Genomic DNA, 26,554 nt, shown 5'->3' with positions numbered 1-26,554 from the left:
GAACAAGATGGTCGTCGCGCTGCGCAGCTACAAGGCGCAGGACGTGAAGGGCGGGCTGGGCCGCGGTGGCCAGCTTCAGGTCAACTGACGCCGACGGGGCCGGCGGGATGCCGCCGGCCGCTTGTCGAGCCCCGATTCCTGATTCCTGATTCCTGATTCCTGATTCGTGATGGTCGGTGCGTGCGGTGTGAGCCGCGCGTACGGGCGTCGTTCGTCCTGCTCGTTGGAAAGGTGATTCCGATGAAAGCCGTTGCACTGATCGCATTGACTTGCCTCGCGCTGACCGCTTGCGGCGGCGACGACAATTCATCTCCCGCGTCGTCCGGCGGTTCGGGGACGACCAACAACGGCGGCAGCGGCGGCAGCGGCGGGACGGGCGGCGCGGGTTCCGGCGGCAACGGCGGCTCGGGCGGCTCGGGCGGCTCGGGCGGCGGCACGCTGACCTGGCGCTACGAGGCGCAGCCTGTCGCGGCCGATCGGGCCAGTTTCCTGACGCTGGTCAACAACGAAGGCGCGAAGGGCTATCGTTATCTGGGCGACTACTTCTACGCTGCGGGCAATGGCGGCACGCAGTCGATCTTCGTGAATGACGGCACCGCGCAGACCTACACGTATCAGTTGCAGACGGCGCCGGCCGACATGACGTCCTTCGTCAATACGGCCAACGCGCAAGGGGCGAGCGGCTACCGCTACGAAGGGCCGCTCACGTACGGCGATCTCTATCGCAAGGACGGTGGCTCGTCGGCCACCTACACGTACACGACGACCGGGCTGCCGGCCGATGCGAACGCGTTCCTCACACAGGCGAACGGCCAGGGCCAGTCGGGGTACTGGTTCGTCGGCCCGCTGATGGTCGGGGCCGTGCAGGCGAACGTCTACATGAAGAACAACGCGTCGAACGCAACCTATACGTACGACGCGCTGGCGCCGACGTCGACGGTCGGCGACTTCATCGCGCAGGCCAACAGCGAAGGCGCGAAAGGCTACCGCGCGAAGGGCGCGATGGCGTTCGGCACGGCGATCTCGTGGGTCTACGTGAAGGACCAGACGCAGTCGCCGACCTTCACGTACCAGTCGGCCGCGATCCAGTCGACCGGCGCGAACTTCGTGCAGCAGGCGAACACGTTCGGCGCGCAGGGCTCGGCGTATCTGAGCGACATCGCGCTCGGCACCACCGTGCCGCCCGTGATGGCGTCGTTCTATTTCGCGCCGAAGAACTGCACGGGCTTCCTGTGCACGACGCTGAATCCGCTCACGCAGAACTGAGCGGGCGCGCCGCGCGGGGCGTTCATTCGAGAATGATCCGCGCGCGCCTCATCGAGTGCCTCAGGTGCGACACGCGATGCGTGGGCGCATCTTTTGCCGCCGGCTTGCCGGCGGTATTTCGTTTCTGCATACGCCGCGCTTTGCCGTTCTCCGCGTGACGCCGCGGCCCGGATCGGTCGAAATGTCGCGCCAAAGACTCGGTCAAGTCCAAAACAATTATTCAAATTATTCAGACGAGTACTAAATCGGCCTGACTCGACTGATTTCCCCCGAGTCGTTTGGCATGATCGGGACAACTCCATCCCTTTCATTCCATCGTGACGTCCGTCCGGGCCGAGCATCCGCTCACCGCCGAACCCGACGTGCCGTCGCGCCAGGCCATGCCGTACAGCACGCTTCAGTCCATTCGCCGCTATCAGAGCATTTCGATGTTCGGCGGCGCCATTGTCGTGACGATCCTGATTCTCGTCGCCTGCGGGCTCGGGATCGTGTCGATCGTATACGGCTATCTGGACGGCGAGCGGCGCAATTTCCTGAACGGCGTCGAGGAAACCGGTGACGAGATCCAGGTGAGCGAGACGTCGTTCCGCAACGGCGTCGCGAATACGCAGCTGATCTGGCAAGAGCTCGATGCGGCGCCGGCGTCCGTCGTCGACGCATTCTTCGCCGACGGCCAGAAACTCGCGATCAAGCCGTATCCGTCGCTGGTGGTCGGCGTGCCGGGCCAGACGACGCGGCGCGACGAGGTGGCGCGCTACCTCGCGCTGTCGTTCATGCTGTCGCGTATCTGCGCGGCGAGTTCGCTCAATCGCGGACGCACCTTGGAGGGTTACCACTACAGCACGCGCACGGGGCTGTTCGGTCTGGTGCCGCACCTGTCGGGCGACAACCCGGCGCTGGCCACGGCCGAGGCGCGCGCGCATGTGCTCGACGCGTTGCGCATCGATTTCACACCCACGCCCGAAGTCGGCGCGGACGGGCGGCCGCGCGTGCATTGGTTGCCGCCCTACGTCAACCCGGTGACGGGGCAGGCCCGCATCCGGATCGCCGCGCAGGCGCGCGCCGACGGCCAGCCGTTCGCGGTGCTCGTGACGGAGTACGCGCCTGAATATCTGCTGTCGTGGCTGCAGGATCGCCACGCGGCGGGCGTGTTCTTCATCACGACCGCGGACAACCGGCTCATCACGATCGATCCCGGGGTCGAGCGCACGCAGGCGCTCGACGCGCGCCTGCTCGCGCTGGACGTCGCGCACGAGTACGCGGCGCCGGCCGAGGCGATGTTCCGCGACGGCACGATCGTCTTCCGCGGCCCGCTCGCCGCAACCGGCTGGACGATCGCCTATGCGCTGTCGCTGGCCGATGTCGCGGCCGCGATCGGCGTGCAGGCCGGGGCGCTCGTCGCGACGTCGCTGCTGGCGATCGCGGTGATGTGGCTGCTGCTGGTGCGCTTCTACCGGCGCGTGCTCGTGCCCGTCTACGCGCGTTCGGCACGCGTGTTCGACAGCGAGGATCTGTGCCGCAGCGTGATCGGAATGGCGCCCGTCGGCATCGGGCTCGTGTCACGATCCGATCGCCGCGTGATACTGGCGAGCGACGTGCTGGCGCAGATGCTCGTGCCGTACGGCGGCGATGCACAGGCGCTGGCGGCGCAGGTCCTCGCGCAATACGAGGGGTTCGTCGCGGACGAAGGCGCCGGCCGAACGATGACGACCGAGCTCGTGCTCGACGCATCCGGCGCCGCGCCGCTGCATCTGGAGGTCATCGCGCACGGCGCGCGCTATCAGGGCGAGGACGTGATGATCGCGTCCTTCGCCGACACGAGTGCCCAGCGCCGGCTCGTGCATCAGCTCGAGGAAGCCGTGCGCGCGGCCGATTCGGCGAATGCCGCCAAGTCGTCGTTTCTCGCCGCGACGAGCCACGAGATCCGGACCCCGCTCAACGTGATCCTCGGCAACCTCGAATTGCTCGAGCGCACGGCGCTCGATGCATCGCAGCAGAGCCGCGTGCAGACGTTGCGCGCATCGGCGGAGGGCCTCCTCGCGATCGTCAGCGATATCCTCGATTTCTCGAAGATCGAGGCCGGCGCGATGTCGGTCGAGTCGATCGAGTTCGACGTGATCGCGGTGATCGAGCGCGAACTGGCGGCATTTTCCTCCGTCGCGAAGGCGAAGGGATTGCCGCTGTTCGCCGACATCGACGCGAGCGGCGCGCAGCGCATGCGCGGCGATCCGACGCGGCTCGCGCAGGTGGTCGGCAACCTGTTGGGCAACGCGATCAAGTTCACCCGCGAAGGCCGCGTCGTCGCCCGTGTGGTGGCGGGGCGAGGCACGGGCGGCGTACCGGAACTCGCGATCGGCATCGAGGACACGGGCATCGGCATCGATCCCGCGCAGCGGGCCAGACTTTTCAAGCCGTTTTCCCAGGTCGACGCGTCGATCACCCGGCGCTATGGCGGCACGGGGCTCGGCCTCGCGCTGTGCGATCGGCTCGTCGCGGCGATGGGCGGGACGATTTCGGTCGACAGCGCGCCGGGCGTCGGCAGCCTGTTTACCGTTCGATTGCCGTTGCGCATGGAGATTGCGCCGAAATCCCGGGCGGTGACAGGCGAGCGCCGGACACTGATCGTCGTGTCGCCCGACGACGCGTGGCGCGCGTTCGCCTTTCCGCATCTGCGTGCATGGGGTTTCGATGTCGCGATGCATCCGAGTCCGATCGGGATTGCCGCCGGGTGCCTCGAGCGTGCTCACGCGATCGTACTCTTCGGCGATTCGGAGCAGTGGCGGCGCGACGAGCTCGACAGTCTCGGCGGCGGTACGCCGGTCGTACTCGCGACACCGGACGGCCCGCTGCAGCCGAACGTCGCGGGCCGCACGATCCGCGTGTCGAGCTATTCGTTGAACGGGTTGTACACGGCGATCGAGCAGGCGCGCGTCGCGACGGCCGAGCAGCGGCGGCCGCCGGCGCGGGAGGGGAGTGACGATCGGCCAGCGGGAACTTCCGGCGCGCGTGTGCCTCGCGTGCTGGTTGCCGACGACGCGTCGGTCAACGGGTCGATTTTCCGCGAGCAGCTCGAGGTGCTCGGTTGCGCGGTCCGGTGCGTGTCGTCCGGCGGCGCCGCGCTCGACACGCTCGCGAGCGGTGCGTGGGACGTGTTGCTGCTCGGCGCCGACCTGCCCGACATGTCGGCATGCGAACTCGCGGAAGCCGTCCATGCGCGCGCGTTGCCTTGCGACATGGTCGCGGTCGCATCGCATTTGACGCCCGAGGACGCGCGTCGTTACGCGGCGTCGAACATCGACAGCGTATTGACCAAGCCGGTGACGCTGGCCGACCTGCGTCGCAGCCTGGCCCGTATCGCACGACAGCGCGGAATACGGTTTCCCGCCGCCGCCGCGGACGAACGGCCGGCGTCGAGCGCAGTCGTGACTGCGGTGGCGCACTGGCCGGGACGATAAAAATGAACGATACGACTGCGGCGTAGAACGCCCGTGTCCAAACTGGCAAGGCAGACACGCGGCATCGCCCGGATGCCGCGTGATTTCGATTGAACAAGGAGGGCGAAGGCCGTGCGCTATATGGGGAAGGTGTTCGGGCTGTTGCTTGGATTCGCGACGCTACCGGAGAAATCCAGACGGGATTTCCTCACGAGGCTGAACGAGTTCATGATGATGTCGCCGTCGCAGAAGCGGCGGGCGATCACTGAGTGGCAGCATGCTGCGGACGACAGGATGGATGAACCGGACAAGACCGTGGCCAGGCGTTAGGCAACGGCCCAAGGCGCTTTGCGGGACGGGATGGATCGACGGTGTGGGGGCCGTCGATCGGGTGTGCGTGGGCGTCCGATTGTCGAACGTGCGTGCCGTCGCGGCGCCGTGTTCCAGCCGGCGGCCGGCGCGTCGGCGGTGGCGTCGAAGCTCGACGGGGCGCGGACCAGCGGAAGCGCCGCGCGTCCCGATTCTCGGCGGCGACGCCGAACCCGTCTATTATCTTAAAATTACGCTGCGCACCGCCCGGTTCGCTGAACGTCGCAATCCAACCGTTGCGAGATCGATTCGAATCCCGGCGCGTCGCGCAACATGGCACGTCGGGCCGCGTGTATCGGGAGAAGAATAAAGATGGATGAATTTTTTGTGCGAGTGATGGTGGCGGACGATCATCCGTCGTCCGCACTCGGGATGTCGCAGGCACTCGCGGGCAGCAGCACGATCAAGCTGCTCGGCACTGTCTCGAATTCGACCGATCTGGTGGCGATGCTCGACGAGCAGCAGAGCGACGTGCTCGTCGTCGATTACGTGATGCCGGGCGGCAAGTATGGCGACGGCCTCACGTTGTTGTCGTTTCTGCAGCGCCGCTATCCCGCGCTTCATCTCGTGACGATCACGATGATCGACAATCCCAGTGTGCTGCATGCGATCCAGCGGCAGGGCGTGGGGTGCATCCTCAGCAAGTCCGATGCGATTTCGCATCTGGTCGGCGCGGTTCACGCGGCCTATGTCGGCGCGAACTATCTGTCGCCATTCGTCAAGCAGTTGCTCGAGGGCACCGAGAAATCGACGGGCACGCGTGCGCTGACGGCCCGCGAAATCGAGGTCGTGCGGCTTTACGGGGCCGGCATGACGGTCGGCGAGATCGCCATTCAGCTTCACCGGAGCAAGCAGACGATCAGCTCGCAAAAGTCGAGCGCGATGAAGAAGCTCGGCATCGTCCGCGACGCGGATCTGATCCGCTATGCAAGCGAGGGCCATCTGCCCGACATGCCTGCGACCGATGCGTAGACTAGCAACCGGCGGGCGGTAACCGTGACCCGGGCGGCGCGGGCGGCTGCACCGGCGCCGACGCGACTTCCACGACACCTGGAAAATCCAACAAAAGTATCGCTGCGCAGATCGCCCGTCGACGTGAGCCGCACGGCAGTGGCCTCGGACAAACCCGCTGGGGCGTCGAGCGCCCCTTCGCATGGCTGCGCAACTCCAGGCGCTTGCGTATCCGGTTCGAACGCCTCGCTGCCATACGCGAGGCGTTCATGAAAATCGCCGCTTGCATCCTCTGCTGGCGGCAACTTCAAAAATCATTCTGCCAGCGTCTCTTATGCCCACCAAACTGAAAGCGCTGATTGCGCACGCTACCGCGCCAGGCCGCAAGCCGTTCGAGCCCGGGCGCGTGCGACGCCAGCAGCAATGGCTGCTGTACGGAAGCGGTGTGGCGATCACGGTGTTCGTGCTGGTTTGCGCGGCACTTGTCGTGCGACTCGACCTGCAGGAATCGCTTACGCAGTACCGTTCGGAGTTTCTGGTGCGCAAGGCCGACCTGCTCACGGAGATGGAGGTGGTCAGGGCGCTGCAGAACCGCTATGTCGAGAACATCGAGTTGATCGCCAGGAACCGCACGGCCGTGGCGCCCGATACGCTCGGGCGCTTCGCCGACGATCGCGGCAGGCTGGTCGTCGTTGGCGAGGCGGGGCGGGTGGCCTTTGCCGCGTTCGCGGTCGCTTCGTCATCGCAGTCGGCAAAGGCCTATGCTCCGTGGCTGGGCAGGCTGCTCGCGCAGAGCGAGGTCACGGGCACCATGCCGGCACAACAGCCCGGCGATCCGGGCATGGGCGGATATCTGATCGATCCGGAAGGCAATTTCGTCATTGTCGCCGGGTATCCGTTGGTCAAGCAGGTGCTGGCGCTGCCCGCGGGCTTCGACATCAAGGCATTGATCCGGCAGTTGCAGCCGCCGCCCGAGTTCATATCGGCGGCGGCCGAATCGGATTACCGGAAGATCCTGCTGGACCGGCGACAAGACCCGCTCGTCGGGCGTTCGGTGCTGCGGTTCGTGCAGGCAGTACGCGACGCGCAGGGCAAGCCGATCGCCTGGTTTGCCCTTGTCACGCGACCTGCGATCGACGATTTTCTGCGTTCGTCGTCCGTCGGCAAGGATTACGCGCTGGTCGCCCCGGGCGCGCATGTCCTGACGGGGCGCGAAGCGGATCCGGCGCTGACTGCCCGCGCACTCGACTTTGCGCAAGGGGCGCGCGATGAAAGGGCGGCGCTCCATCGCGTCGGCATGAATATCGTCATCGGCGACCAGATGGCGGGGTTCCGCGCGGCGTTGATCGCGACCATCTCGTGGCGCAGCCTGTTCGACGACGTGGCTGCCCGCCTCGGAATCGCGATCGGTCTCGCGGTGCTGGCGATCGGCATGGTGTGGTTCGCGATCGTGATGTTCGACCGACGCGCGCTGCGCCCGATGAACCGTCGTGCAATCCGGCTGATCGAAAGCGAGGCGCTGAACCGCACGCTGATTCGCACGGCGCCGGCCGGGCTCATGCTGCTGTCGCTCGCCAACGGCGACACCATGGTGCGCAACGAGGCCGCGCAGGCATTTGACGACACCCGAACCGAGCCGCCGCTCGGCAAGCGCATCTGGCAGGCCTATCACGACAGTATGGCGGGTGGGCGGACGCCACGTGTCGTCACGCACGAATTGCCGGTCGGTCTCGCCGGCGACGGGACGGCCTTTCTCGCCGCGCACATCGTCCGTACGCGCTATCGCGGCGTCGATGTGTTGCTCTGTACGCTGACCGACATCACCGCGCACAAGCAGATGGAGGGCATGCTGCGCGAGGCCCGGCAGGCGGCGGACGATGCGAACAAGGCGAAGTCGACGTTCCTCGCGACGATGAGCCACGAGATCCGCACGCCGCTGAACGCGATCGTCGGCAATCTGGAGTTGATGGAGCGCGCGCCGTTGCCGGCCGACGAGCGGCGACGCCTGCAGACGGTGATGTCGTCGTCGGATGCGTTGCTGCGCGTGATCAACGACGTGCTCGATCTGTCGAAGGTCGAATCGAACCAGATGGTGCTGGAGGCCGTGCCGTTCGATTTGCGTGCGGTTGTGCGCGACGTCGCGGCGATTTTCCGTCCGCTCGCCGCCGCCCGGCACCTCGCGCTCGAATGCAGGATCGATCCGCGACTGGCCGACGGTTATGTCGGCGACCCCACTCGCCTGCGTCAGATCGTGTCGAATCTCGTCAGCAACGCAATCAAGTTCACCGAGCGCGGCAGCGTGACGATCGAGGCGCGCCCGACGGGCGCCGACGGTCGAGCGCATGGCGTCGAGGTGGTGGTACGCGACACCGGTATCGGTATCGCGCCAGAGAGTCTGCCGACGTTGTTCGACGTGTATGTCCAGACCGATGCGTCGATCTACCGGCGCTTCGGCGGCACGGGGCTCGGCCTGCCGTTGTGCCGGCGCCTGGCGCGGCTGATGCATGGCGACCTGGCGGTCGAGACCCGGCCGGGCCAGGGCGCGACGTTCATCGTGTCGCTGCCGTTGCGCGACGCCCCGTCCGGATGGCGCGCCGAGTTCGACGAGACGGATTCCGCCGCATCGTCGTTGCCGGCATACGCGGCGGGCGAGACTCCGCTGCGCGTGCTCGTTGCGGAGGATCATCCGGCGAGCCGCGCGCTGCTGCGCGATCAGCTCGATGTGCTGCATTGCGACGCCATGCTCGTCGCGAACGGTGTCGAGGCGATGCGCGCGTTCTTCGCGCATCCGTTCGACGTGGTGCTGACCGATCTCGGCATGCCGGAACTCGATGGCTTCGCGCTCGCGAACTTCCTGCGCGAGCAGGGGGCGAAGGTGCCGGTGATCGCGATGACCGCGCATGCGACCGAGGAGGATCGGCGGCGCTGCGCGCAGACCGGCGTCGCGGAGGTCGTGCTCAAGCCGCTGTCGATCGATGCGCTCGGCGCGGTGTTGCGGCGCCACGGAGGACGCGGCGCGGCGGCGTCGCATCAGGCCGATCGTGCCGCCCGGCCGGTGCCGCCCATGACGGACGAGATACGCGAAAAATTGCGTGCCTCGACGCTGCACTCGCTGGCGACGATCGATGCCGCGTTGCTGCACGGGGACGTCGCATGCCTTCGCGGCGAACTGCATTCGATGCGAGGCGGTTTCGCACTGGCCGGCGATGCGGAGTCGAGCGAAGCATGCGCGAAAGGCGAGCGCATGCTGGCTGCGGGCGGTCTCGACGCGCTCAAGCGGGAATGGCCGGAGATACGCGCGGCGATGGAGGCCGCGCTGGCGAGATTGGCCGGCATCTGAACCGCATGGCGCCGCGCCGGGCTGCAGCCTCCTGCGCCCGCATTTTTTCCGCGAAACCGATGAAGCCGAGCCCGCCGAGCGGATGCGCGTTCATGGTGCTCGCGGAGATCCTGTCCACGCACGCGTTGCCGCTGTCGCGCGGCGTGACGGCCGGTTTCGCGCGGGTGTTCCGCGCGCAACGGGCCGCGATTGCACCGATCAGACGTCAGTTTGCGTCCTTGACTATCATGCGCCCATGCGGGGCAGATGCCGCATATCGCGATAACCTAACTGTGAGGGCATCATGGCAAGACAGACGATGGCGGAATACCTGGCGAAGACGCTGGCGGCAGCGGGCGTCGAGCGCATCTGGGGCGTGACGGGCGACAGCCTGAACGGCCTGTCGTTCAGCCTGAGCCAGATCGGCTCGATTCGCTGGATGCATACGCGGCACGAGGAAAGCGCGGCGTTCGCGGCCGGCGCGGATGCCGCGTCGACCGGGCGGCTCGCCGTTTGCGCGGGCAGCTGCGGCCCCGGCAACCTGCACCTGATCAACGGCCTGTACGACTGCCACCGCAATCACCAGCCGGTGCTCGCGATCGCCGCGCACATCCCGTCGACCGAGATCGGCCTCGGCTATTTCCAGGAAACCCATCCGCAGGATCTGTTTCGCGAGTGCAGCCACTTCGCCGAACTCGTGACGAACGCGTCGCAGTTTCCGCGCGTGCTGGCGCGGGCGATGCGCACCGCGATCGAGGAACGCGGCGTCGCGGTGATCGTGCTGCCGGGCGACATCGCGCTCGGCGACGGCCCCGACGAGGCGCCTGTCTGGAGCGAGTCGGCGCCGCCGTCCATCGTGCCGGCCGATGCCGATCTCGACCGGCTCGCGGCGCTGCTCAACGGGTCCGACGCCGTCACGCTGCTGTGCGGCAGCGGCACGCAGGGCGCGCACGACGAAGTGGTCGCGCTGGCCGACACGCTCGGCGCGCCGGTCGTGCATGCGCTGCGCGGCAAGCAATTCGTCGAATGGGACAACCCGTTCGACGTCGGGATGACGGGGCTGATCGGTTTCAGCTCCGGGTATCACGCGATGGAATCGTGCGACACGCTGCTGATGCTCGGCACGGATTTCCCGTACCGGCCGTTCTATCCGGCGAACGCGAAGGTCGTGCAGATCGACTGGAAAGGCTCGCAGCTCGGCCACCGCGCGCCGCTCGCGCTGGGGCTCGTCGGCACGGTGAAGGAGACGATCGCGGCGTTGCTGCCGCGCTTGACGCGCAAGACGCAGCGGCACTTCCTCGAGAATGCGCTGAAGCACTATGCGGCCGCGCGCAAGGGGCTCGACGATCTCGCGGTGGCCGAGCCGCCGGGCCGCGCGATTCATCCGCAGTACCTGACGAAGATCATCGACGAAGTCGCGGCCGACGATGCGATCTTCACGGCCGACGTCGGCACGCCGACGCTGTGGGCGGCGCGCTACCTGACGATGAACGGCAAGCGGCAACTGCACGGCTCGTTCAACCACGGGTCGATGGCGAATGCGATGCCGCAGGCGCTCGGCGCGCAGGGCGCGCATCCGGGGCGGCAGGTCGTGTCGCTGTCGGGCGACGGCGGGCTGTCGATGCTGCTCGGCGATCTGCTGAGCGCCCGCCAGCTCAAGCTGCCGATCAAGATCGTCGTGTACAACAACAGCCTGCTCGGCTTCGTGTCGATGGAGTTGAAGGCGGCCGGCTATCTCGACACGAACGTCGACCTGAGCCCGACCGACTTCGCGGCGATCGCGAAAGGCGCCGGCATTTTCAGCGTGCGCGTCGAGCATTCGGAGAACGTCGAGCACGCGTTGCGTACGGCATTCGCGCATGACGGGCCGGCGGTGGTCGACGTCGTCACGTCGAAGTACGAGCTCGCGATGCCGCCGAAGATCGAGCTCGCGCATGCGAAGGGCTTCAGCCTGTTCATGCTGCGCGCGATCCTCAGCGGGCGCGGCGACGAGATCGTCGAACTCGCGAGAACCAACTTGCGGTGACGGTGTGCTGCGCGTCGTGCAATCAGCATGGCGCGCGGTGCACAGCGCCGGCAGTGCCGCCTGCTCGCACATGGCATCGAAGACCACCGTCGACGCCATCGGCGGGTGGGGCGCGGGCGAATGGCACTCCGCATCATTGTCCAGACCCCATTTCGGCCGTCACCACGAGGTCGCGGGCCGACGATCTCGCCGCGATCGAGAGACGACGCGGCATCAGGTATGGATCGTCGGCGAGCGTTGCGCCGCGCGCTTGCCGCGGCGCGTCGATCGCCGCGCGTGGAACGGGCGGGTGGTCGGGCACGAATGGGTCACGCGAATCAGGGTCAATCTTCACGTCGCCTTAAGTTTGCGTTTCCTAGAATCGATTGACCGTCGCGCGTCCTGCGGCGGACCGATTCGCCAGGAGGATGCACATGAACCTTGCCCGTGTCGCCGTAACCCTGTTCCGCGCAGTCGTCGGCACGCCGCCGCTGACCGCACAAGCGCTGGAGGCGCGCCTATGACGTGGCCGAACGCGTGGCGTGTCTCGGCACTGTTCGTGCGCGAGTGGGCTGGCCGGCCGGCCTCGGTGGGCGCGTTGTGCCCGAGTTCGCGGCATCTGGCGCGCGAGATGGCCGACGCGGTGCCGGGCGGCGACGGGCTGGTCGTCGAGCTCGGCGGCGGCACTGGCGCAGTCACCGCGGCGCTGCTCGAACGCGGCGTCGCGCCACGGCGCCTCATCGTGGTCGAACGCTCGCCGGCGTTCGTGCAGCATCTGCGGCGCCGCTTTCCCGGCATCTCGATCGTGTCGGGCGACGCGCGGCAGCTCGAGCGGCTGCTGCCGCCGGGCGCCACGGTCGACGCGATCGTATCGTGCCTGCCGCTGCGCACGCTGCCGCGTGAGGACGTGGCGGCGATCCTCGGTCAATGTCAACGCGCGCTGTCGGCCGACGGCGTGATGATTCAGTTCACATACGATCTGCGCCCGCCCGGCCGTCATCCGCTCGGCGATCCGGGATTCGTCGCGTGCGACAGCCGGATCGTCTGGGCCAATCTTCCGCCGGCACGCATCGTCACCGTGCGCTGCGCCGCCGCCGAATACGCCGGCTGAGCTGGCCGCGGCGTGGCGCCGCATCCTTGCAGCGGCCATACCGATTCTTCCAGTTTTCATTCATCGTGCCGTCATATCCGGTTCTTGCTTCTGGATGGGTCGACGCGTCGTGAGCAATGCTTGCGATCAGGTCGCCGGTGTCGTGTCGGCGATACCGGCGATACGGTCACGCGCTAGACACGCGCGCTGTCCGTCACCTGGACCCCGGGCCGCGACGCGACCCGCTTGATGAAGCGATCGAGCGGCGTCGCGTAGCCGTGTGCGATGACCGCGCTCACGCCGGCCGACAGCGCCAGATAGGCGACGAGCAGCGCCAGCTTGCCGTCGCCATGCGTGGCAGACGGCGGCCAGAACGTGCGCAGCGCGCCGAGCACGATCAGGTGGAACAGATACAGCTCATAGCTGAGCCGGCCGCTCCAGCGCAGCGGCGCGAGCGTGCGGCCGTGAGCCGATGTAGGTTCCGCATGCGCGCCGATCAGCAGTATGGCCGTGCCGAGCGCCATGGCGGACACGCCGAACACATGGCTTTCGGCGATCGGCCACGCGAGATAGAGCGCGGTCATCAGTGCGGCGGCGAGCCATTGCACGGGCGCGGCCGCAAGCTTCTGCCATCGCGCGCGTGCGGCCAGCAGCGCGGTGCAGCAGCCGATCGCGATGCCGTCGAAGCATGCGAAGTACGCGTACAGGAAGCCGCCTTCGTCACCCTGGTGCGTGTAGCGGTACACGGGACCGATCGCGGCAATCAGCAGCCAGAACGCGAACAACCGCGTGTCGCGGCGCAGCGCGATGCACAGCAGCGGGAACGACAGATAGAACACCTCTTCGACCGACAGCGACCACAGCACGCCGAGCGCGTAATTGACCCATCCGTACGCGCCGATCAGCACGTTCATCCAGAACGTGAGCGACGCCAGATTCACGAGCCAGTACGACACGGCGATGCCCTGCGGCGCATGGTTCGTGAAGATCGGCACGCCGGCCGCCGCGAGACCGTTGACGAGCGCGAGCAGCAGAAGCAGGCATGGGACGATCCGGGCGACCCGTGACACGTAGAACGCGCGCACGTCGAGCGCGCCGAGGCCGCCCCAGCGGCGGCGCGCGTTCGACGTGATCAGGTAGCCCGAGATCGTGAAGAACATCGTCACGCCGTAGTTGCCGTTGCGCGCGATCGCATGGATCGTGTCCCAGCCGAGCACGCGCGCGAGCGCGGTGTCGCGCAGCGGATACGCGATGTTGAAGTGATGCAGCAGGACGAGCAGGATCGAGACGCCGCGCAGCAGGTCGATGCGGGCGTTGCGGGGGGCGGTGCTCATTGCGGCCGGGCCGGTTCGGCCAGCGTCGGCAGCGCCGCGAGGAACGTGTCGCGCGAGCGCAGGCCGGCGTTCGGCGTCTGCCGCTCGTCGTCCTGGATCAGGTTCGCGAACACCAGCGTGCGCGCACCCTTCGTCGCCCAGCCGACAAACCAGCCGTATGCGTGCGCGGCGTCGTACTTGATACCCGGCGAGCCGGTGCCGGTCTTGCCGTGCACCGTCCAGCCGCCCGGCTGCGTGTCGATCAGCGTGATGCGTGCGGTCATGTCGTACGCGTGCGCGCTGACGGGCAGCGTCCGTCGCGCGATCCCGCGCATGAACGCGACTTGTTCGAGCGGCGAGATGCGTAGCGACGAATTGACCCACGCGCCCATCACGCCGGGGCGTTCGCCGTCGTTGCTGGTGACGTCGGCGTTGCCATAGCCGAACTCGCTCGTGTACTGCTGGAAGCGTGCCTGCCCGAGCGCCTGCGCGACCTGCTGCGAATACCAGAAGATCGACAGTTTCATCCAGCGTGCCGGGTCGGTTGGCTCGCGCCACGGCGCACCGCCCCAGTCGGGGTAGCCGGTGTGGAAGTGGAGCGTGGGCGTGTGCTCGTCCTTCAGCACGCCGGCGTCGAAGCCCATCAGGCCGATTGCGACCTTGAACGTCGATGCCGGCGTCACGCGGGTCGTGCAGTCGCCCTGCTGCACGAGCACCGTGCCGGTGTCGGCGTCGGCGACGACGGTGCAAACGGGATGGGCGTGAGACGGCGCGGCGGCCGCGAGGCCGGCGAAGGCGAACAGCGCATGGCGCCAGGGCTTCAAGTGCAACTCCTTGGAAAGCGTGCGGAAGGTGCGCGGGCGGGAAGCGGGAGGGCCGTGCGCAATCGAAGCCGACGGCCGGCATGGGTGAGCGCGATCGAGGCCGTCGGGGTGGGTCACAGTGTATCGGCGGATCGCCGGCTGTCGACCTGTCATGGTTGACGGGGCGCGCATGGCGACGCTCGCCGGGTCCAGCGGCTCGTGTCGATCACACGCATTGTCACGCCGATGAAAGGCTCGCGGCCGTCCTGTGCCTGCGGGCGGACAAAGCCACCTCGCGCGGACCGGCGCGGTTGTCGCGTGGTGGCAGGGGGAGGCGGCTGCCCGGGGCTTGCGACGCGTTACAGGTCCGGATCCAACCCGAAGTGCAGGAGCGTTTCGCGGCGGCAACGCGCTTCGGCGTCGGCTATCGAGATGACGCTCAGCGTGCTCTTCGATCGGTCGATCGGCCCCACGTCGAAGACTTTTCGTTGCGGTGGCGCGGGCGAGTGGAGGGCCGGCAGTGTATCGGGCGCGACGGTAGCCGTATTTGACGCCTGCGAGTGTCCGTCATGACGTTCGTGCGTGATGAGCGCGTCGATGAACTGCTTGAACTGCGAGAAGCGAATGGGAAGATGGGTGTTCGGCGCGCGACCGCGTCCGGCCGTGGGCTTCACGATCCGAAAGCCGGCAATTGGACGGTGTTTCCGAGTCATCCGTATATCCCTTTTTCGATCAGGTATCGTTGCAGTGCCAGTACTGACGCGCCATGAGGCGCAACGTTGAATGTCATCACGCGATGCGATCCGGCCGCCCGCCAGAAGTCTCGTCCGGATCGCGTCGCGTAAAGCGCATGCAGAGACCGAAGCGATCCGTCGGCCAAGCCGACCGGATATCCCTGGAAGTACTGGAACAGTGCAGCCTCGTCGCCATGCGTGCCGGGAATGGGCGCATCGAAACCAAACCGCGGCCACGCGTAATATCCGCAGAGCCGAGGCCCGCCGGGTTCGGGTGGTGCTTTGCGGCCGCCTATTGCGAATGCGCTGATCCGCGCGATCTTCAACCTATCACATGCCCTGACGATTCGCCACAGCATCGCCGCGCCGAGCCCGACGACAGCGTTATCGACGAGATCGATGATCCCAAGTTCCAGTATGGACGCTTCGTGGGTTTGAAGCACGGATACGCGGTTCTCGGATCGGATGAGTCCTGGATGCGTCACGGAGAACGTCAGTCGATTCGTGCTATCGAGATACACCTGAACGTCCGACCCGGCAGGCGCACCACACAGCGAAACCAGCAGTTCGTCCGGCACGTCGCCGTCCACGCCGAGGCACGCGGCGATATCCAGATCGTTTCGATCGACCGTGAGCCGATCGTCGAAGTACATCGTCTCGTATGGCAGGACGTGACTGAGATCGACACGCTGAACGGTCATGGCTGCGGGCGACGAGTGGAAAGCGCCCAGCATATCGCCGCGCCCCCGGCGGGCCGAGTCCGCCAAACGGCCGATCGGATGTCGACTCGATTGCCCGTCGTATCCGCCTTGCCCCTGTCGAACGTCGGCAGCGCCACGCGGCAGCTCGGCTCGTAAAACAGCAGGATCCGTCCGTCGCGCGGCATGCCGTTTTTTGCACGACCGCCCCGTTTTTTTGCACGGCTTTTATACGGTCGCTTCTAAGCTGGGGACGTGTCGAACAGCCGGGACGGCTTCCGTCCGCGCCATGACCTTCATTCATCCCTTTCCCGCGCTCGATGTCGCCAGCCGACGGTTACGCGCCGGCGCACCCGACGACGTCGCACCGTTTCCGCCGCCGCGCCCGCGCCTGCAACTGCCCGTCACGCTGACGGCCGACTCCGCCGAGGCCGCGCACGCCCGGCTCGCCGGGTTGCTGCACTCCCCGCTCGGTGTGTATGTCGTCAGCGCGCGCGCCGTGCGCAACGTGATCCACGTGCACGTCGACATCGCACCGGAAGACCTGGATTTCACGCTGCACACGCTGATCGCGCAGCAAGTCGACGCGGTGATCGGGCCGGTCGCGCGCCGCTTGCGCGTTCCGCCCGCCGCCCGCTGAGCCGGGAACGCCGATTGCTCGGTTAATCCGCCGCCGATTCGCCGGCCGGCGTGCTGTCCGCCGGCCGGCCACGGCGGCCGTTTGTGCGCTGCGTCGAACGCGGCGCTACCCCTGAACAGGGAGGGCCCATGTACCTTACGGAAGAAGTGCGTATCGCGCGCCCGGCCGCCCGCCGCGCGCACGCCGCGGCGTTGCCGTCGGGCAGGCAGCTTGCCCGGCAATTGATGGTGACGGTTCGCGCGGCGGACGTGCTGCTGCGCCAGGCGATTCGCGTGCCCGATCGCCATCAGTGGTCGGTCGACGCCGAACGCGTCGATGCGGCCGGCGGGCCGCTCGCCGCGTGGGATTCCCACGTGACGTTCCGCATCGTCAAGTCACTCGCACCGGCGTTCGATGCGGACGGGGATGCGAATGCGGCCGACCCCGATCAAGTCGCGGTCGAGATCCGGTTGTTTCTTCCCGAACAGGCTTATGTAGCCGAGCGGCGCATCGGCATCTTCGGCCGGCGACACGGCCAGCGGTTCAGCGCGACGCTGTCGGTCACGGCCGGCTCGCAGTGGGGCGGCCGGCGCGGCGAGCATGTTCCGCCGGCAGGGCGGCACGTGCACGGCGACACGCTCGAAGCGCTAGTGGACACGGTGGCCGGCATCGTCAACGCGGCGTTGCGCGCGGCCGGACATGGCGCGACGGGCCACGGGTGAGCCCGCGGCGAGCGAGCGCCGGCGGGCTCAGGCGTCGCTGGTCTGCCCGGTCTGCCGTTGCAGGTCTTCCATCAACTGTTCCGCGAGGAAGTCGCACGGCGGCCGTTTCGACTTGGTGCTGCGCGCGAGGATCAGCTCGAGCGGCGGCAGATCGGGCAGCCCGTGCGAGCGGCCGAGCATCGACAGTTGCGCGGGAATCGCGCAGCGCGCGAGCGGTGCGACCGCGAGGCCGGCTTCGACCATGCTGAGCAGCCCGAGCAGGCTCGGGCTTTCATACGACGTGCGGTACGGCACTTTCGCGCGTTCGAGGCTGCGGATGGCGTTCTCGCGCGCGACGCTGCCCGGCATGAACACCGCGATCGGCAGCGGCCGCTCCTCCCACACGCGCGGCCCGTTCGTCATCGCGGCCCACGCCATCGGCTCGTGGCGGATGAAATCGCCCGACAGCCCCTTGATGCGCGTCCCGCACACGAGATCGACGGTGCCCTCCTTGATCAGCGGCGCGAGGGCGCTGCTCGGCAGCCCCATCACCTGAATCTCGACCTTCGGGTAGGTCGCGGAGAATTTCTTCAGCACCGATGGCAGCAGCGACGACGCATAGTCGTCCGGCACGCCGATCACGACCTTGCCGGTCACTTCCGGCCGCACCACGGCCGCCCATGCCTCGTCACGCAGCGCCAGCATTCGTCTGGCGAATCCCAGCAGCACCTCGCCTTCGCGCGTCAGCACGATGCTGCGCGGCTTGCGCACGAACAGCGGCCGGCCGATCGCGTCCTCCAGGCTCTTGATCTGCATGCTCACGGCCGACTGCGAGCGGTTCACGGCCTCGGCCGCGCGGGTCATGTTGCCGGTTTCCGCGACGGCGACGACGGTGGCCAGCACGTCGTGATCGAGCATCTTCATGGGGTATCAGGAAAACTGAACGTAACGATCAGCATTATGCGTTTTTATTGTTGCTGTGTGTCTGCCATAGTGCGATCACGCTGGCGCTTCGCCCGACGAGGCGCGGCGCTCGGGCCGGACGATCCGGCGTGCGGGACCGAACAGGGAAGCGTGGTGAATCGATGATGGACCATCCGTTGCGCGCCGCACTGGCCGCGGAATTGCATGCGCGGCCGTTCCTGCGGCTCGCCGAAGCCGTATCGCTCACGCATTACGCGATCTATGCGGACGGCCAGGCCGACATCCACGAAACGCTGCTGCACGCGCTGTGCCGCGACACGGGCATCGACGCGCCGCACGAAGGCGCGACGCACCACGCGGTGCAGTCGCCGTGCGGCTGGCACCTGAAGTGGGAGCGCCACACCGAATTCTCGACCTTCACGTTCGTCGCGCCGCGTCGCGACGCCGGCTATTTCGACGATCTCGCGATCACCGGCATTCCGGCTGCGTGGTTCGCGCGGCTGGCGGGCATCCGCTTCGTCGCGGTGCGGATGGAACTGCTGTCGGGCGATGCCGCGCAGCGTGTGTGCGGCGACCTGCGGCGCTGGATCGACGGGCCCGCGCTCGTCGGCAGCCACGTGCTCGGCGGCGGCAAGGTGTTCTGCGACTGGCACGTACGCGACGACGGCTTCATGCGCTTTCTCGTCGTCGACGAGGATTTCCGCGAGGAGCAGGGCGGCCGCCTGCTGCAGCGCCTGTACGAAATCGAAACCTACCGGATGATGGCGCTGCTCGCGTTGCCCGTCGCGCGCCGGATGAGCCGCGAGCTCGACGAGATCCATGCGGCGCTGCATGCGTTGATGCAGCGGATGGACGCGAGCGGCGCCGACGGCGACGACGCGGCGCTGCTCGTCAGGCTCACGCATCTCGCGGTGCGGGTCGAATCGTTATCGGGATCGGGGGCGCGCTTCAGCGCGTCGCGCGCATACGAAAAGCTCGTGCTGGCGCGCATCCAGGAGTTGCGCGAGGAGCGTATCGAAGGGATGCCGACGATCGCCGAATTCATGGAGCGGCGCTTTGCGCCGGCGATGGAAACGTGCCGCAGCGTGTGGGCGCGCCACGAGCAGATCGCCGCGCGAATCGCGCGTGCGGTCGACCTGCTGCGCACACGCGTGAATCTCGCTCAGGAAAAGGACGTCACGCGCCTGCTGGCCGGCATGGAGCGCACCGCGCGCAACCAGCTTCATTTGCAGCACGCGGTCGAAGGGCTGTCGGTGGCCGCCATTTCGTACTACGTGTTGTCGCTCGCGACGGCGGCGTTCAAGGCGCTGCATGTGATGAACCTGCCGGTCGATCCCGAACTGGCGGAAGGGCTGCTGATCGCGCCGGTCGTGTTCGCGGTGATCCACATCACGCGACGCACGCGGGCACAGCTTGCGCGGTCCGAGGCGGCGCATGACGGGGAATCCGTGCGCGCGGCGGCGTCGAAGCGGGCCAGCTAAAACATCAACGACCTATCAAGGCAAAGGAGTGGAGATGACTTTTTCGCAGAAGCAAGCGGCGTTCTATAGCGGTTTCGATGCCGCGTTCGACGAGCCGGCCGCGGATGACGCGGGTATGCCGGAAGAAATGCGCGTGACGTCGTATCAGGCCGTGCTGCAGGAACCGATGACGTCGCTCGTCGGGAATACGCTCGACCGGCCGGAGGTCGCGGCGGTGGCGATTCTCGGGTACAACTGACGCGCGTTTCGTTCGCCGCGATCGTTGTGACCTGACGCGCTATAGTCGTGCGATATCCGCCGCGTGTGCTGCGCAGCCGGCGGCCTATTCACGTACGCGTTCGCTTCCATGACAGCCCATCCCGACGTCACCCTTCAACTGACCGACACCGAGCAGCCGGCCGCCCGGGACTTCATCAGCCGCAAGCTCGGCGAATTCAACCACGCGATGACGGGGCGCACCGATACGGCCGCGCTCGACGTCTACGTGACCGATCCCGCGACCGGCGACGTATTGGGCGGCCTCACCGGCCGGACGTCGCTGGGCCTGTTCTTCATCGATTTGTTCTATTTACCCGAATCGCTGCGCGGCGGTGGCTTCGGCAGCCGGCTGCTGCGCGAGGCGGAAGCGGAGGCGAAGCGGCGCGGTTGCGCGCGTGCGGTGCTGTACACGATCTCGTTCCAGGCGCCGGACTTCTACCGGAAGCACGGTTACGAGACGTTCGGCGAAGTGCCGTGCGAGCCGGAAGGCGCGGCGCGGGTGTTCATGGTCAAGGTGCTGTGAGCGGCAACGGGCCGCTTCCTGACATCTCGCGACGCGCCGGTCGCCCCGCACGGCTCGCGAATCACCGCCCGGGCGTCGCACGCTCGACGATCATGTCGTACAGCGCCCGCGCCGCGGGCGACAGTTGCGCGCTTCGCCGCGTGACGAGCACGAGCGTGCGCGACACCGACGGCTCGATGAGCTCGATCGTGCGGACCATCGGATACGCATTCTTCTGGATCGCGAGCTTCGGTACGACGGCCGCGCCGAGCCCTTCCGCGACGAGCCCGAGCGCCGTCGAACTACGCTGCACCTCGTAGAACGAATGCAGCGACACGCCGCTCGTTTTCAGCGCGCCTTCGAGCAGCCCGCGATTGCCGCTCACTTCGCCGGCGAAGATCAGCGGATGCGGCTGCAGCGCCGCCCAGCGGATGCGCCGCCGCTTCGCGAGCGGATGATCGTCGCGGCACACGAGTACGTAAGGGTCATGCGTGAGCGGCACGCTGACGAGTTCCGGGTGCTGGTCGCCGGCGATGCTGATGCCGAATTCCGCCTCGCGCCGCAGCACGGCCTGCAGCACCGACGCCGATGCGTGATCGAGAATCTTCACGCGATCGTGCGGCCGGTGCCCGGAGAACGCGCGCAGGATGCGCGGCAGGTACTGAACGCCGACCGTCGGCACGCACGCGATCGTGACGTCGCCGCGCTGGCTCAGGCCCGTCTCGCGGATTTCGGTCAGCGCATCGGAGAGCTCGTTCAGCAGCCGGCGCGCCTGCGGCAGGAAACGCCGGCCGATTTCGGTCAGCGTGGTGCGGCGCGTCGTGCGTTCGACCAGCGCGACGCCGAGATACGCCTCGAGCTTGCGCAGCCGCTGCGTGATCGCCGTTTGCGTGACATGGAGCGTATCGGCAGCCTGCCTGAAGCTGCCGCCGTCGGCGATCGCGACGAAAGCCTGGACACCGAGCGTATCGATTTTCATCAGAATTTTGAATCAATCACGATATTAAATTCATTTTACTGAAGGCCGGCGGCAGTCGCAGAATGCGCTGGACCGATGGCCAGCCGCTTCCCCCGCGCGGATGCGCGGCGGCCGCTCATGCCGACAAGGAGATCTATCGTGACGACCCCGCTCGATCAATACGCGAATCAGTACGTGCAGTTCGAGGACGAACGGACACGGCCGGTGCGCGACCTGCTGGCCGCCGTGCCGAACACACCGATCCATACGGCGATCGATATCGGCTGTGGGCCCGGCAATTCGACGGAAGCGCTGATCGCGCGCGCGCCGGACGCGACGATCCACGGGATCGATGCGTCGGCGGACATGATCGCGGCCGCGCGCAAGCGCCTGCCGGCGCTGCGTTTCGACGTGGCCGATGTTTCCACCTGGGACGATCCGGGCGGCTATGACCTGATCCTGTCGAACGCGGTGCTGCAATGGGTGCCCGCGCACGACGCGCTGTTCCCGATGCTCGTCGGCCGGCTCGCGCGAGGCGGCCACCTCGCGGTGCAGATGCCCGACAATCTCGACGAACCCGCGCACCGGCTGATGCGCGAAGTCGCGGCGGCCGGGCCGTGGGCCGACAAGCTGAAAGGCGCGGCGCGCACCGAGCGGTTCGATGCGCGTTATTACCATGCGCTGCTCGCGCCGCTGTGCTCGCGCGTGGACGTGTGGCGTACGACCTATTACCACCCGCTGCGCGGCGGCGCGGATGCGGTCGTCGAATGGTTCAAGGGCAGTGCGCTGCGGCCGTTCCTCGCGGCGCTCGACGCGTCCGAACAGCGCGCGTTCGTCGCGCGCTATCGCGACGCGCTGGCCGGACCGGACGGTTATCCGGCGCAAGGCGACGGCACGGTGCTGCTGCCGTTTCCGCGCCTGTTCATCGTGGCGACGCGCAAGTAACGTGGCAACGACGCGGCATCGATTAGACCGATGGCCGTGCGTCAGCGCACCGCCTGCAGCGATGCCGGGACGCCGACGCGGTGGCGCAGGTCAGCGCAAGATGGCCGGCGGCGCGCCGCCGTCGCGCGCTTCGGCGGCGGGGCGCGCGGCGGTGGCCGAACCCCACGCGGCGAGTTCGCGCTTCGTGCGTACGCCGAGCTTCGCGAAAGCACGCTTCACGTAAGACTCGGCCGACGCGACCCGCACGCCGAGAATCCCGGCGGTTTCCGGCACGGTCTTGCCGGAGAGCAGGTGCTTGCAGGTTTCGTATTCGCGCTTCGACAGCTTCACGCCGTCGGCCGCGAGCCGCGCATCGAATTGCGCGAGCGGATGGACGTCGGGCGTCGCGTGCGCGATGCGCCGCGCGGCGGTGGTCGACGCATGCAGTTCGAGCAGCGGGAACAGCATGTCGCTGATGCTGCGGAAGCGGTTCATCTCGGCGAGCGTGAACGGCGGGCGGTCGCGGCCGCGCTCCAGCGCGATCGAATGCTGCGAATAGCGCGTGCCGCGTGCGAGCACGCATTCGTGCCCGATATGCACGTCGTCGAACAGCCGCTGGCGGAATTCGCCGGGCGGGATCGCCGCGACGTCGCGCACGACGAGCATCGTGCCCGTCTTGCCGCGCAGCCCCGCGAACAGCGGGTCGGCGTCGAGAAAGCGCTCGTAGTAGAGCGTCATCACGTCGGAGACGCCGGTGGACGCGGCGCCGATGCCGCTGCTGCCGATCCATTCGCAACGGTAGCCGGTGGGCATCGCGCCGTCGACGCGCGAGCGTTCGACGTGTGCGACGTCGAGCGGCACGATATCGTTCAGCAGTTGCGTGAGGCGCGGCACGAAGTGCGGCGTGCCGACCGTCTCGATCAGCTCGCCCAATGCCTTGAACGACACGTTGAAGCGGTCGTTGTCGCGGTGGAAGGAATTCACGTTGAGCAGCATGCGGTTCCGAAGGGCCTGTTCCGCCCATGACCCGCGTTCCCCTGATACGAAAAAAACAGGTGTCGGGCCGGCCCTCGGCGGGGCCGACCGCCCGCCCGTCATCCGCGGGAGCACGCCCTTGACGCGGCTGGATTCTAGCGCTTGCCGTTCGTCCCGTAAAACGTCGCGCGTCACCCCGAAGAGGGCATACCGGGGCAGTGTAAACGAGTCACTGCATCTCCACCTTTTTTCTTGCGCGGCTACGCGTCGATGCGTGCCACCTCGCCGACGAGCAGCCCGTACGATGGCTGCCCGCGAGCGCCATCGCGGCGATGCAGGTGGGCCACGGTCGTCTCCTGTGTTCTATGCGCCGGCCGGCGCGCGCGAACGAGGCGGCCGGATCGAATGGCGTTGGAGCGAACGTTGGAGCCGTGGCGCGGCGTGCGTGACATTTGGGCAGGCATCCCGTTAATGGGATGTTCAGCGCTCGATATGTGGCGGCGGGGGAGCACCGCATCGTGCCTCAGTTTCCCATCGCCTCCTTCGCACTGACCCAGCCCTGCACGGCGCCGGCTTGCGGATTGCGATACCGCACCTTCAACCACCGGAAATCGTCGCTCGCGTCGATCACCTCCACCGTGTCGCCCGCGACGACATAGCGGCGCGTGGGTGCGTCGGCCATCGCGACGTGCAGCGGCAGGCGCGCCGGCCGCACCTTGAACGTGACCGTGCCGCCATCATGATCCTGCGGGCGGCGCGACACGCGCCTGCCGTGCTCGTCGTAGGTGAGCAGCATCGACGACGGGCCCGAGTCGCCGTCGAGCAGATCGCGCAGATCGTCGGGGATCGCTTCGCTGGTTTGATACAGATACATCTTGCCGTTGCCGTCGAAGCGGTACGCATCGGTGTACCAGATCGGGCCGCCGCGGCACGAGCTGTACAGCGTGCGCGTTTTCGGCTTCGCTTGGACGTTGATCAGGTCGTCGCAATTGCCGTGCGGCCCGTTGCCCGCCGGCATCTTCAGCGGTTCGAACCGCTGGCGCGCGGGGGCGTACAGGTAGATGCCGTAGTTCTCGTTGACCATGCCGAGCAGCGCGCGCATAGCGAGATCGCGATGGCCGTCGAAGTTGTAGTCGTCGGTCGCGAGGTGGTAGCGGCCTTCCTCGTCGGCGGCGGTGACGGCCAGCGTCTGGGTCGTTCCGCTTGGCAGGAAGCGGACCGTGACGTGCGCGCCGTCGGTGCGCTCGACGCGTGCCGTGACGGCATCGTCGATCTTGAACTCGAGCAGCGGTCGGGCGGCGTGCGCGGCGGGTGCGATCGACGCACACGTGGCGAACAGCAGCGCGGCGACACGGGCAAGCGGGTGGAATCGCGGAAATCGTGTCATGGGCGGTTGTCGTGGCGAGGAAGAGCGTGCAGGCGACCGATCAACCACGCGTGCTGTCGTCGCGATAGCCGTCCTTGCCGACGAAGATTTCATTCAACGCGGCGCGCAGCGTGACCGGATCGTACTGACCGGGCGCGAGATGGATCACGTAGCGCGTGTGGCCGTCGAGACGCGCGGCGACGCCCGGTTCGATCTCGACGTCGATCGTGTCGTCGGTCAGCCGCACCGACAGATCCTTGACGCGCAGGTTGAGCTGGTCGCGCACCATCACTTCGATCAGCGTGTCGTCCGGAAAGCGCGACAGCGCGAAGCAATAGTCCTGATCCGCGTCGTGACAGTAGATGTTGGCGAAGCTTTCGTCGTCGTCGAGGTCGGACGTGGCCGCGCCGACGGTAGCGTGAAGTTCCATGAGCGTGGTTCCTGCGTGGGGTTAGCGGGGGGCATGCGCCTTCGGCTCGATTGCGGCCGGGGCGTCGGCGTGCGCGTCGCGCGCCTTCAGCCACAGCCCGAGTTCGCGCATCACGTCGACCACCGGCCGCAGCCGGTCGCCGTCCGCGGTGAGATCGTACTCGACGCGCACCGGCACTTCCGGATAGACGGTGCGCCGCACGAGGCTCGCGTCTTCCCGGTGCCGTGCCGATGCGAGATATTAGCGCCCGCGTCGCGGCGAATCGATACATGGACAACCCACGAAGGAAACGCACGAAGCTCTATCACGCTCCCGGCAGCTGTTCGCAGGCGATTTGCATCGTGCTGCGCGAAGGCGGATTCGACGCCGAGATCGTCAAGGTCGACGCGCGCAAGCATGTCGTCGAGGACGGCCGCGATTACTACGACGTGACCGAACTCGGCTACGTGCCGCTGCTCGAACTCGACGACGGCACGATGCTGCGCGAAGGGCCGGTGATCGCCCAGTACCTCGCGGACCAGCGCCCGGAAGCCGCGCTCGCGCCCGCTTACGGCACGCTCGCGCGCTACCGGCTGATGGAATGGCTCAACTTTCTCGGCACCGAGATCCACAAGGGTTTCATCCCGCTGCTGTATGCGGTGCAGGCGGGGAAGTACGTCGAGCCCGTACGGCAGAAGCTCGACGGCCGCTTCGCGTGGATCGACCGCCAGCTCGACGGCAGGACGTTCGTCACCGGCGACACGTTCACGGTCGCGGATGCGTACCTGTTCGCGCTGACGGGCTGGGGCAAGGCCGGCTGGATGCGTTCGGTGTACAACGCGGATATCGACCTGAGCCGGCATGCGCATCTGCGGGCGTGGTACGAGCGGGTGCGCGAGCGGCCGGCCGTGCAGGCCGTGCTGGCGGCGGACGACCTGCCGCGATGACGCGCGGCGGCCGCCGCGGGAAACGCGTCGTTTCTTCGTCGCGACGCCGCGCCATGCCGCGACGGGCCGCGCTATAATCGCCGCCATGAAACTGTTTCGGACTTTCATCCTGCTGCTGCTGTGCGCGGTGCTGCCCATCACTGGGCTGGCAGCCAGCGGCCTGACCGGTGAATGTCCGATGCAGCACACGATGTCGATGGACGCGGATACGGGCATGAACATGGCCATGTCCGCCGACATGAGCAACTGCGATTCGATGCAGCCGCCCTCCGCCGATCACGCGAAGGCCAAAGCCAAGGGCATGGCCTGCAAGGTGACGGCCCAATGCCAGTTCGGCAGTCTCTACCACCCGGCCGCCCGCGTCGACGTCAGCCGTCCCGCTGCCTTCGCCAGCACGATCGTCTTCCACTACACGCAGTCCGTCCCGGCTCGCGACCCGAACGGGTTGTGGCGCCCGCCACGCATCAGCTGATCCCGATTTGACCGGTTCACCGCGCACGCGGTGAGG

General features: G+C 67.4%; 24 protein-coding genes and 2 pseudogenes. 16 read left to right on the top strand and 10 right to left on the bottom strand.

Features of this window, described 5'->3' with window-relative positions:
* Positions 1–240 precede the first annotated feature (240 nt).
* The 8 genes and pseudogenes from QZM15_RS17975 (at position 241) to QZM15_RS17940 (ending at position 12,455) form a co-directional block, all read left to right on the top strand.
* Positions 241–1,266, top strand: coding sequence for a hypothetical protein (locus QZM15_RS17975; protein WP_226221724.1), 1,026 nt, complete (start codon positions 241–243; stop codon positions 1,264–1,266).
* Positions 1,267–1,646: 380 nt separating this feature from the next.
* Positions 1,647–4,721 carry an ATP-binding protein gene (locus tag QZM15_RS17970; protein ID WP_302106933.1) on the top strand — a complete coding sequence of 1,025 codons (3,075 nt, stop codon included), beginning with the start codon at positions 1,647–1,649 and terminating at the stop codon, positions 4,719–4,721.
* Positions 4,722–4,841: 120 nt separating this feature from the next.
* Positions 4,842–5,030 carry a hypothetical protein gene (locus QZM15_RS17965; RefSeq protein WP_081059181.1) on the top strand — a complete coding sequence of 63 codons (189 nt, stop codon included), beginning with the start codon at positions 4,842–4,844 and terminating at the stop codon, positions 5,028–5,030.
* 351 nt (positions 5,031–5,381) lie between these two features.
* Positions 5,382–6,041, top strand: a complete 660-nt coding sequence (locus tag QZM15_RS17960; RefSeq protein WP_089465317.1) for a response regulator — start codon at positions 5,382–5,384, stop codon at positions 6,039–6,041.
* A gap of 110 nt (positions 6,042–6,151) precedes the next feature.
* Positions 6,152–6,370, top strand: a pseudogene (locus QZM15_RS17955) (transposase); the annotation flags it as partial.
* Positions 6,355–9,360 (top strand): ATP-binding protein, encoded by a 3,006-nt coding sequence (locus tag QZM15_RS17950; protein WP_302106930.1) that lies wholly within the window; start codon positions 6,355–6,357, stop codon positions 9,358–9,360. The pseudogene QZM15_RS17955 and the gene QZM15_RS17950, both read left to right, overlap by 16 nt.
* Before the next feature lie 283 nt (positions 9,361–9,643).
* Positions 9,644–11,365 carry a ubiquinone-dependent pyruvate dehydrogenase gene (gene poxB, locus QZM15_RS17945; protein ID WP_302106929.1) on the top strand — a complete coding sequence of 574 codons (1,722 nt, stop codon included), beginning with the start codon at positions 9,644–9,646 and terminating at the stop codon, positions 11,363–11,365.
* Positions 11,366–11,864: 499 nt separating this feature from the next.
* A complete protein-coding gene (locus QZM15_RS17940; RefSeq protein WP_226221782.1) occupies positions 11,865–12,455 on the top strand; it encodes a class I SAM-dependent methyltransferase in 591 nt (196 codons plus the stop codon).
* Between the two features lie 173 nt (positions 12,456–12,628).
* Here the strand turns inward: QZM15_RS17940 and QZM15_RS17935 are convergent, their stop codons facing one another.
* The 4 genes from QZM15_RS17935 to QZM15_RS17920 all read right to left on the bottom strand — a co-directional run bounded on the left by QZM15_RS17935 (position 12,629) and on the right by QZM15_RS17920 (position 16,018).
* Complete coding sequence (locus tag QZM15_RS17935) at positions 12,629–13,768, bottom strand: acyltransferase (protein ID WP_302106928.1); 1,140 nt, start codon at positions 13,766–13,768, stop codon at positions 12,629–12,631.
* Positions 13,765–14,571, bottom strand: coding sequence for an OXA-1043 family class D beta-lactamase (blaOXA, locus tag QZM15_RS17930; protein ID WP_302106927.1), 807 nt, complete (start codon positions 14,569–14,571; stop codon positions 13,765–13,767). The genes QZM15_RS17935 and blaOXA overlap by 4 nt, the downstream gene beginning before the upstream one ends.
* A 338-nt stretch (positions 14,572–14,909) precedes the next feature.
* Positions 14,910–15,263, bottom strand: coding sequence for a hypothetical protein (locus tag QZM15_RS17925; protein WP_089465323.1), 354 nt, complete (start codon positions 15,261–15,263; stop codon positions 14,910–14,912).
* Positions 15,260–16,018 (bottom strand): hypothetical protein, encoded by a 759-nt coding sequence (locus QZM15_RS17920; RefSeq protein ID WP_302106926.1) that lies wholly within the window; start codon positions 16,016–16,018, stop codon positions 15,260–15,262. Before QZM15_RS17920 ends, QZM15_RS17925 begins: the two co-directional genes overlap by 4 nt.
* A gap of 253 nt (positions 16,019–16,271) precedes the next feature.
* Here QZM15_RS17920 and QZM15_RS17915 point away from each other — a divergent pair, with 253 nt between their 5' ends.
* On the top strand, positions 16,272–16,622 hold the full coding sequence (locus QZM15_RS17915) for a hypothetical protein (protein ID WP_302106925.1): 351 nt from the start codon (positions 16,272–16,274) through the stop codon (positions 16,620–16,622).
* Between the two features lie 128 nt (positions 16,623–16,750).
* Positions 16,751–17,323: a hypothetical protein gene (locus QZM15_RS17910; RefSeq protein ID WP_059579673.1), complete on the top strand. Its 573-nt coding sequence runs from the start codon at positions 16,751–16,753 to the stop codon at positions 17,321–17,323.
* Positions 17,324–17,350: 27 nt separating this feature from the next.
* Here the strand turns inward: QZM15_RS17910 and QZM15_RS17905 are convergent, their stop codons facing one another.
* Positions 17,351–18,226, bottom strand: a complete 876-nt coding sequence (locus QZM15_RS17905; protein ID WP_302106924.1) for a LysR family transcriptional regulator — start codon at positions 18,224–18,226, stop codon at positions 17,351–17,353.
* A gap of 161 nt (positions 18,227–18,387) precedes the next feature.
* Between QZM15_RS17905 and QZM15_RS17900 the strand changes: the two genes are divergently transcribed.
* The 3 genes from QZM15_RS17900 to QZM15_RS17890 all read left to right on the top strand — a co-directional run bounded on the left by QZM15_RS17900 (position 18,388) and on the right by QZM15_RS17890 (position 20,488).
* Positions 18,388–19,707, top strand: coding sequence for a DUF3422 family protein (locus tag QZM15_RS17900; protein WP_302106923.1), 1,320 nt, complete (start codon positions 18,388–18,390; stop codon positions 19,705–19,707).
* Positions 19,708–19,741: 34 nt separating this feature from the next.
* Positions 19,742–19,945 carry a hypothetical protein gene (locus QZM15_RS17895; RefSeq protein ID WP_059579677.1) on the top strand — a complete coding sequence of 68 codons (204 nt, stop codon included), beginning with the start codon at positions 19,742–19,744 and terminating at the stop codon, positions 19,943–19,945.
* A gap of 108 nt (positions 19,946–20,053) precedes the next feature.
* Positions 20,054–20,488: an N-acetyltransferase gene (locus QZM15_RS17890; RefSeq protein WP_226221710.1), complete on the top strand. Its 435-nt coding sequence runs from the start codon at positions 20,054–20,056 to the stop codon at positions 20,486–20,488.
* A gap of 61 nt (positions 20,489–20,549) precedes the next feature.
* On the opposite strand, the gene QZM15_RS17885 is transcribed toward QZM15_RS17890, so the two are convergent.
* Positions 20,550–21,446: a LysR family transcriptional regulator gene (locus QZM15_RS17885; protein WP_226221708.1), complete on the bottom strand. Its 897-nt coding sequence runs from the start codon at positions 21,444–21,446 to the stop codon at positions 20,550–20,552.
* A 138-nt stretch (positions 21,447–21,584) separates the two neighbouring features.
* Here QZM15_RS17885 and tam point away from each other — a divergent pair, with 138 nt between their 5' ends.
* The gene (tam, locus tag QZM15_RS17880; RefSeq protein ID WP_059579686.1) at positions 21,585–22,370 is read left to right on the top strand and encodes a trans-aconitate 2-methyltransferase; all 786 of its coding nucleotides are present in this window, start codon (positions 21,585–21,587) and stop codon (positions 22,368–22,370) included.
* Positions 22,371–22,460: 90 nt separating this feature from the next.
* Here tam and QZM15_RS17875 read toward each other — a convergent pair whose 3' ends face one another.
* The 4 genes and pseudogenes from QZM15_RS17875 to QZM15_RS17860 all read right to left on the bottom strand — a co-directional run bounded on the left by QZM15_RS17875 (position 22,461) and on the right by QZM15_RS17860 (position 25,387).
* Positions 22,461–23,345 carry a helix-turn-helix transcriptional regulator gene (locus QZM15_RS17875; RefSeq protein WP_302106922.1) on the bottom strand — a complete coding sequence of 295 codons (885 nt, stop codon included), beginning with the start codon at positions 23,343–23,345 and terminating at the stop codon, positions 22,461–22,463.
* Between the two features lie 502 nt (positions 23,346–23,847).
* A complete protein-coding gene (locus tag QZM15_RS17870) occupies positions 23,848–24,711 on the bottom strand; it encodes a hypothetical protein (protein ID WP_302106921.1) in 864 nt (287 codons plus the stop codon).
* A gap of 40 nt (positions 24,712–24,751) precedes the next feature.
* Complete coding sequence (locus tag QZM15_RS17865) at positions 24,752–25,120, bottom strand: hypothetical protein (RefSeq protein WP_060316113.1); 369 nt, start codon at positions 25,118–25,120, stop codon at positions 24,752–24,754.
* A gap of 21 nt (positions 25,121–25,141) precedes the next feature.
* Positions 25,142–25,387, bottom strand: a pseudogene (locus tag QZM15_RS17860) (winged helix-turn-helix transcriptional regulator).
* A gap of 2 nt (positions 25,388–25,389) precedes the next feature.
* Here QZM15_RS17860 and gstA point away from each other — a divergent pair.
* Entirely contained in the window at positions 25,390–26,046 is a 657-nt protein-coding gene (gene gstA, locus QZM15_RS17855; RefSeq protein WP_060011773.1) for a glutathione transferase GstA, read from the top strand.
* A gap of 85 nt (positions 26,047–26,131) precedes the next feature.
* Positions 26,132–26,518 carry a hypothetical protein gene (locus QZM15_RS17850; protein WP_059579699.1) on the top strand — a complete coding sequence of 129 codons (387 nt, stop codon included), beginning with the start codon at positions 26,132–26,134 and terminating at the stop codon, positions 26,516–26,518.
* The last annotated feature ends 36 nt before the right edge of the window (positions 26,519–26,554 follow it).

It is taken from the genome of Burkholderia sp. AU44665, from assembly GCF_030504405.1.
Taxonomy (GTDB): domain Bacteria; phylum Pseudomonadota; class Gammaproteobacteria; order Burkholderiales; family Burkholderiaceae; genus Burkholderia; species Burkholderia semiarida.
Note: the sequence above shows the minus strand (reverse complement) of the source record. Positions and strands in the feature narration are given on the sequence as shown.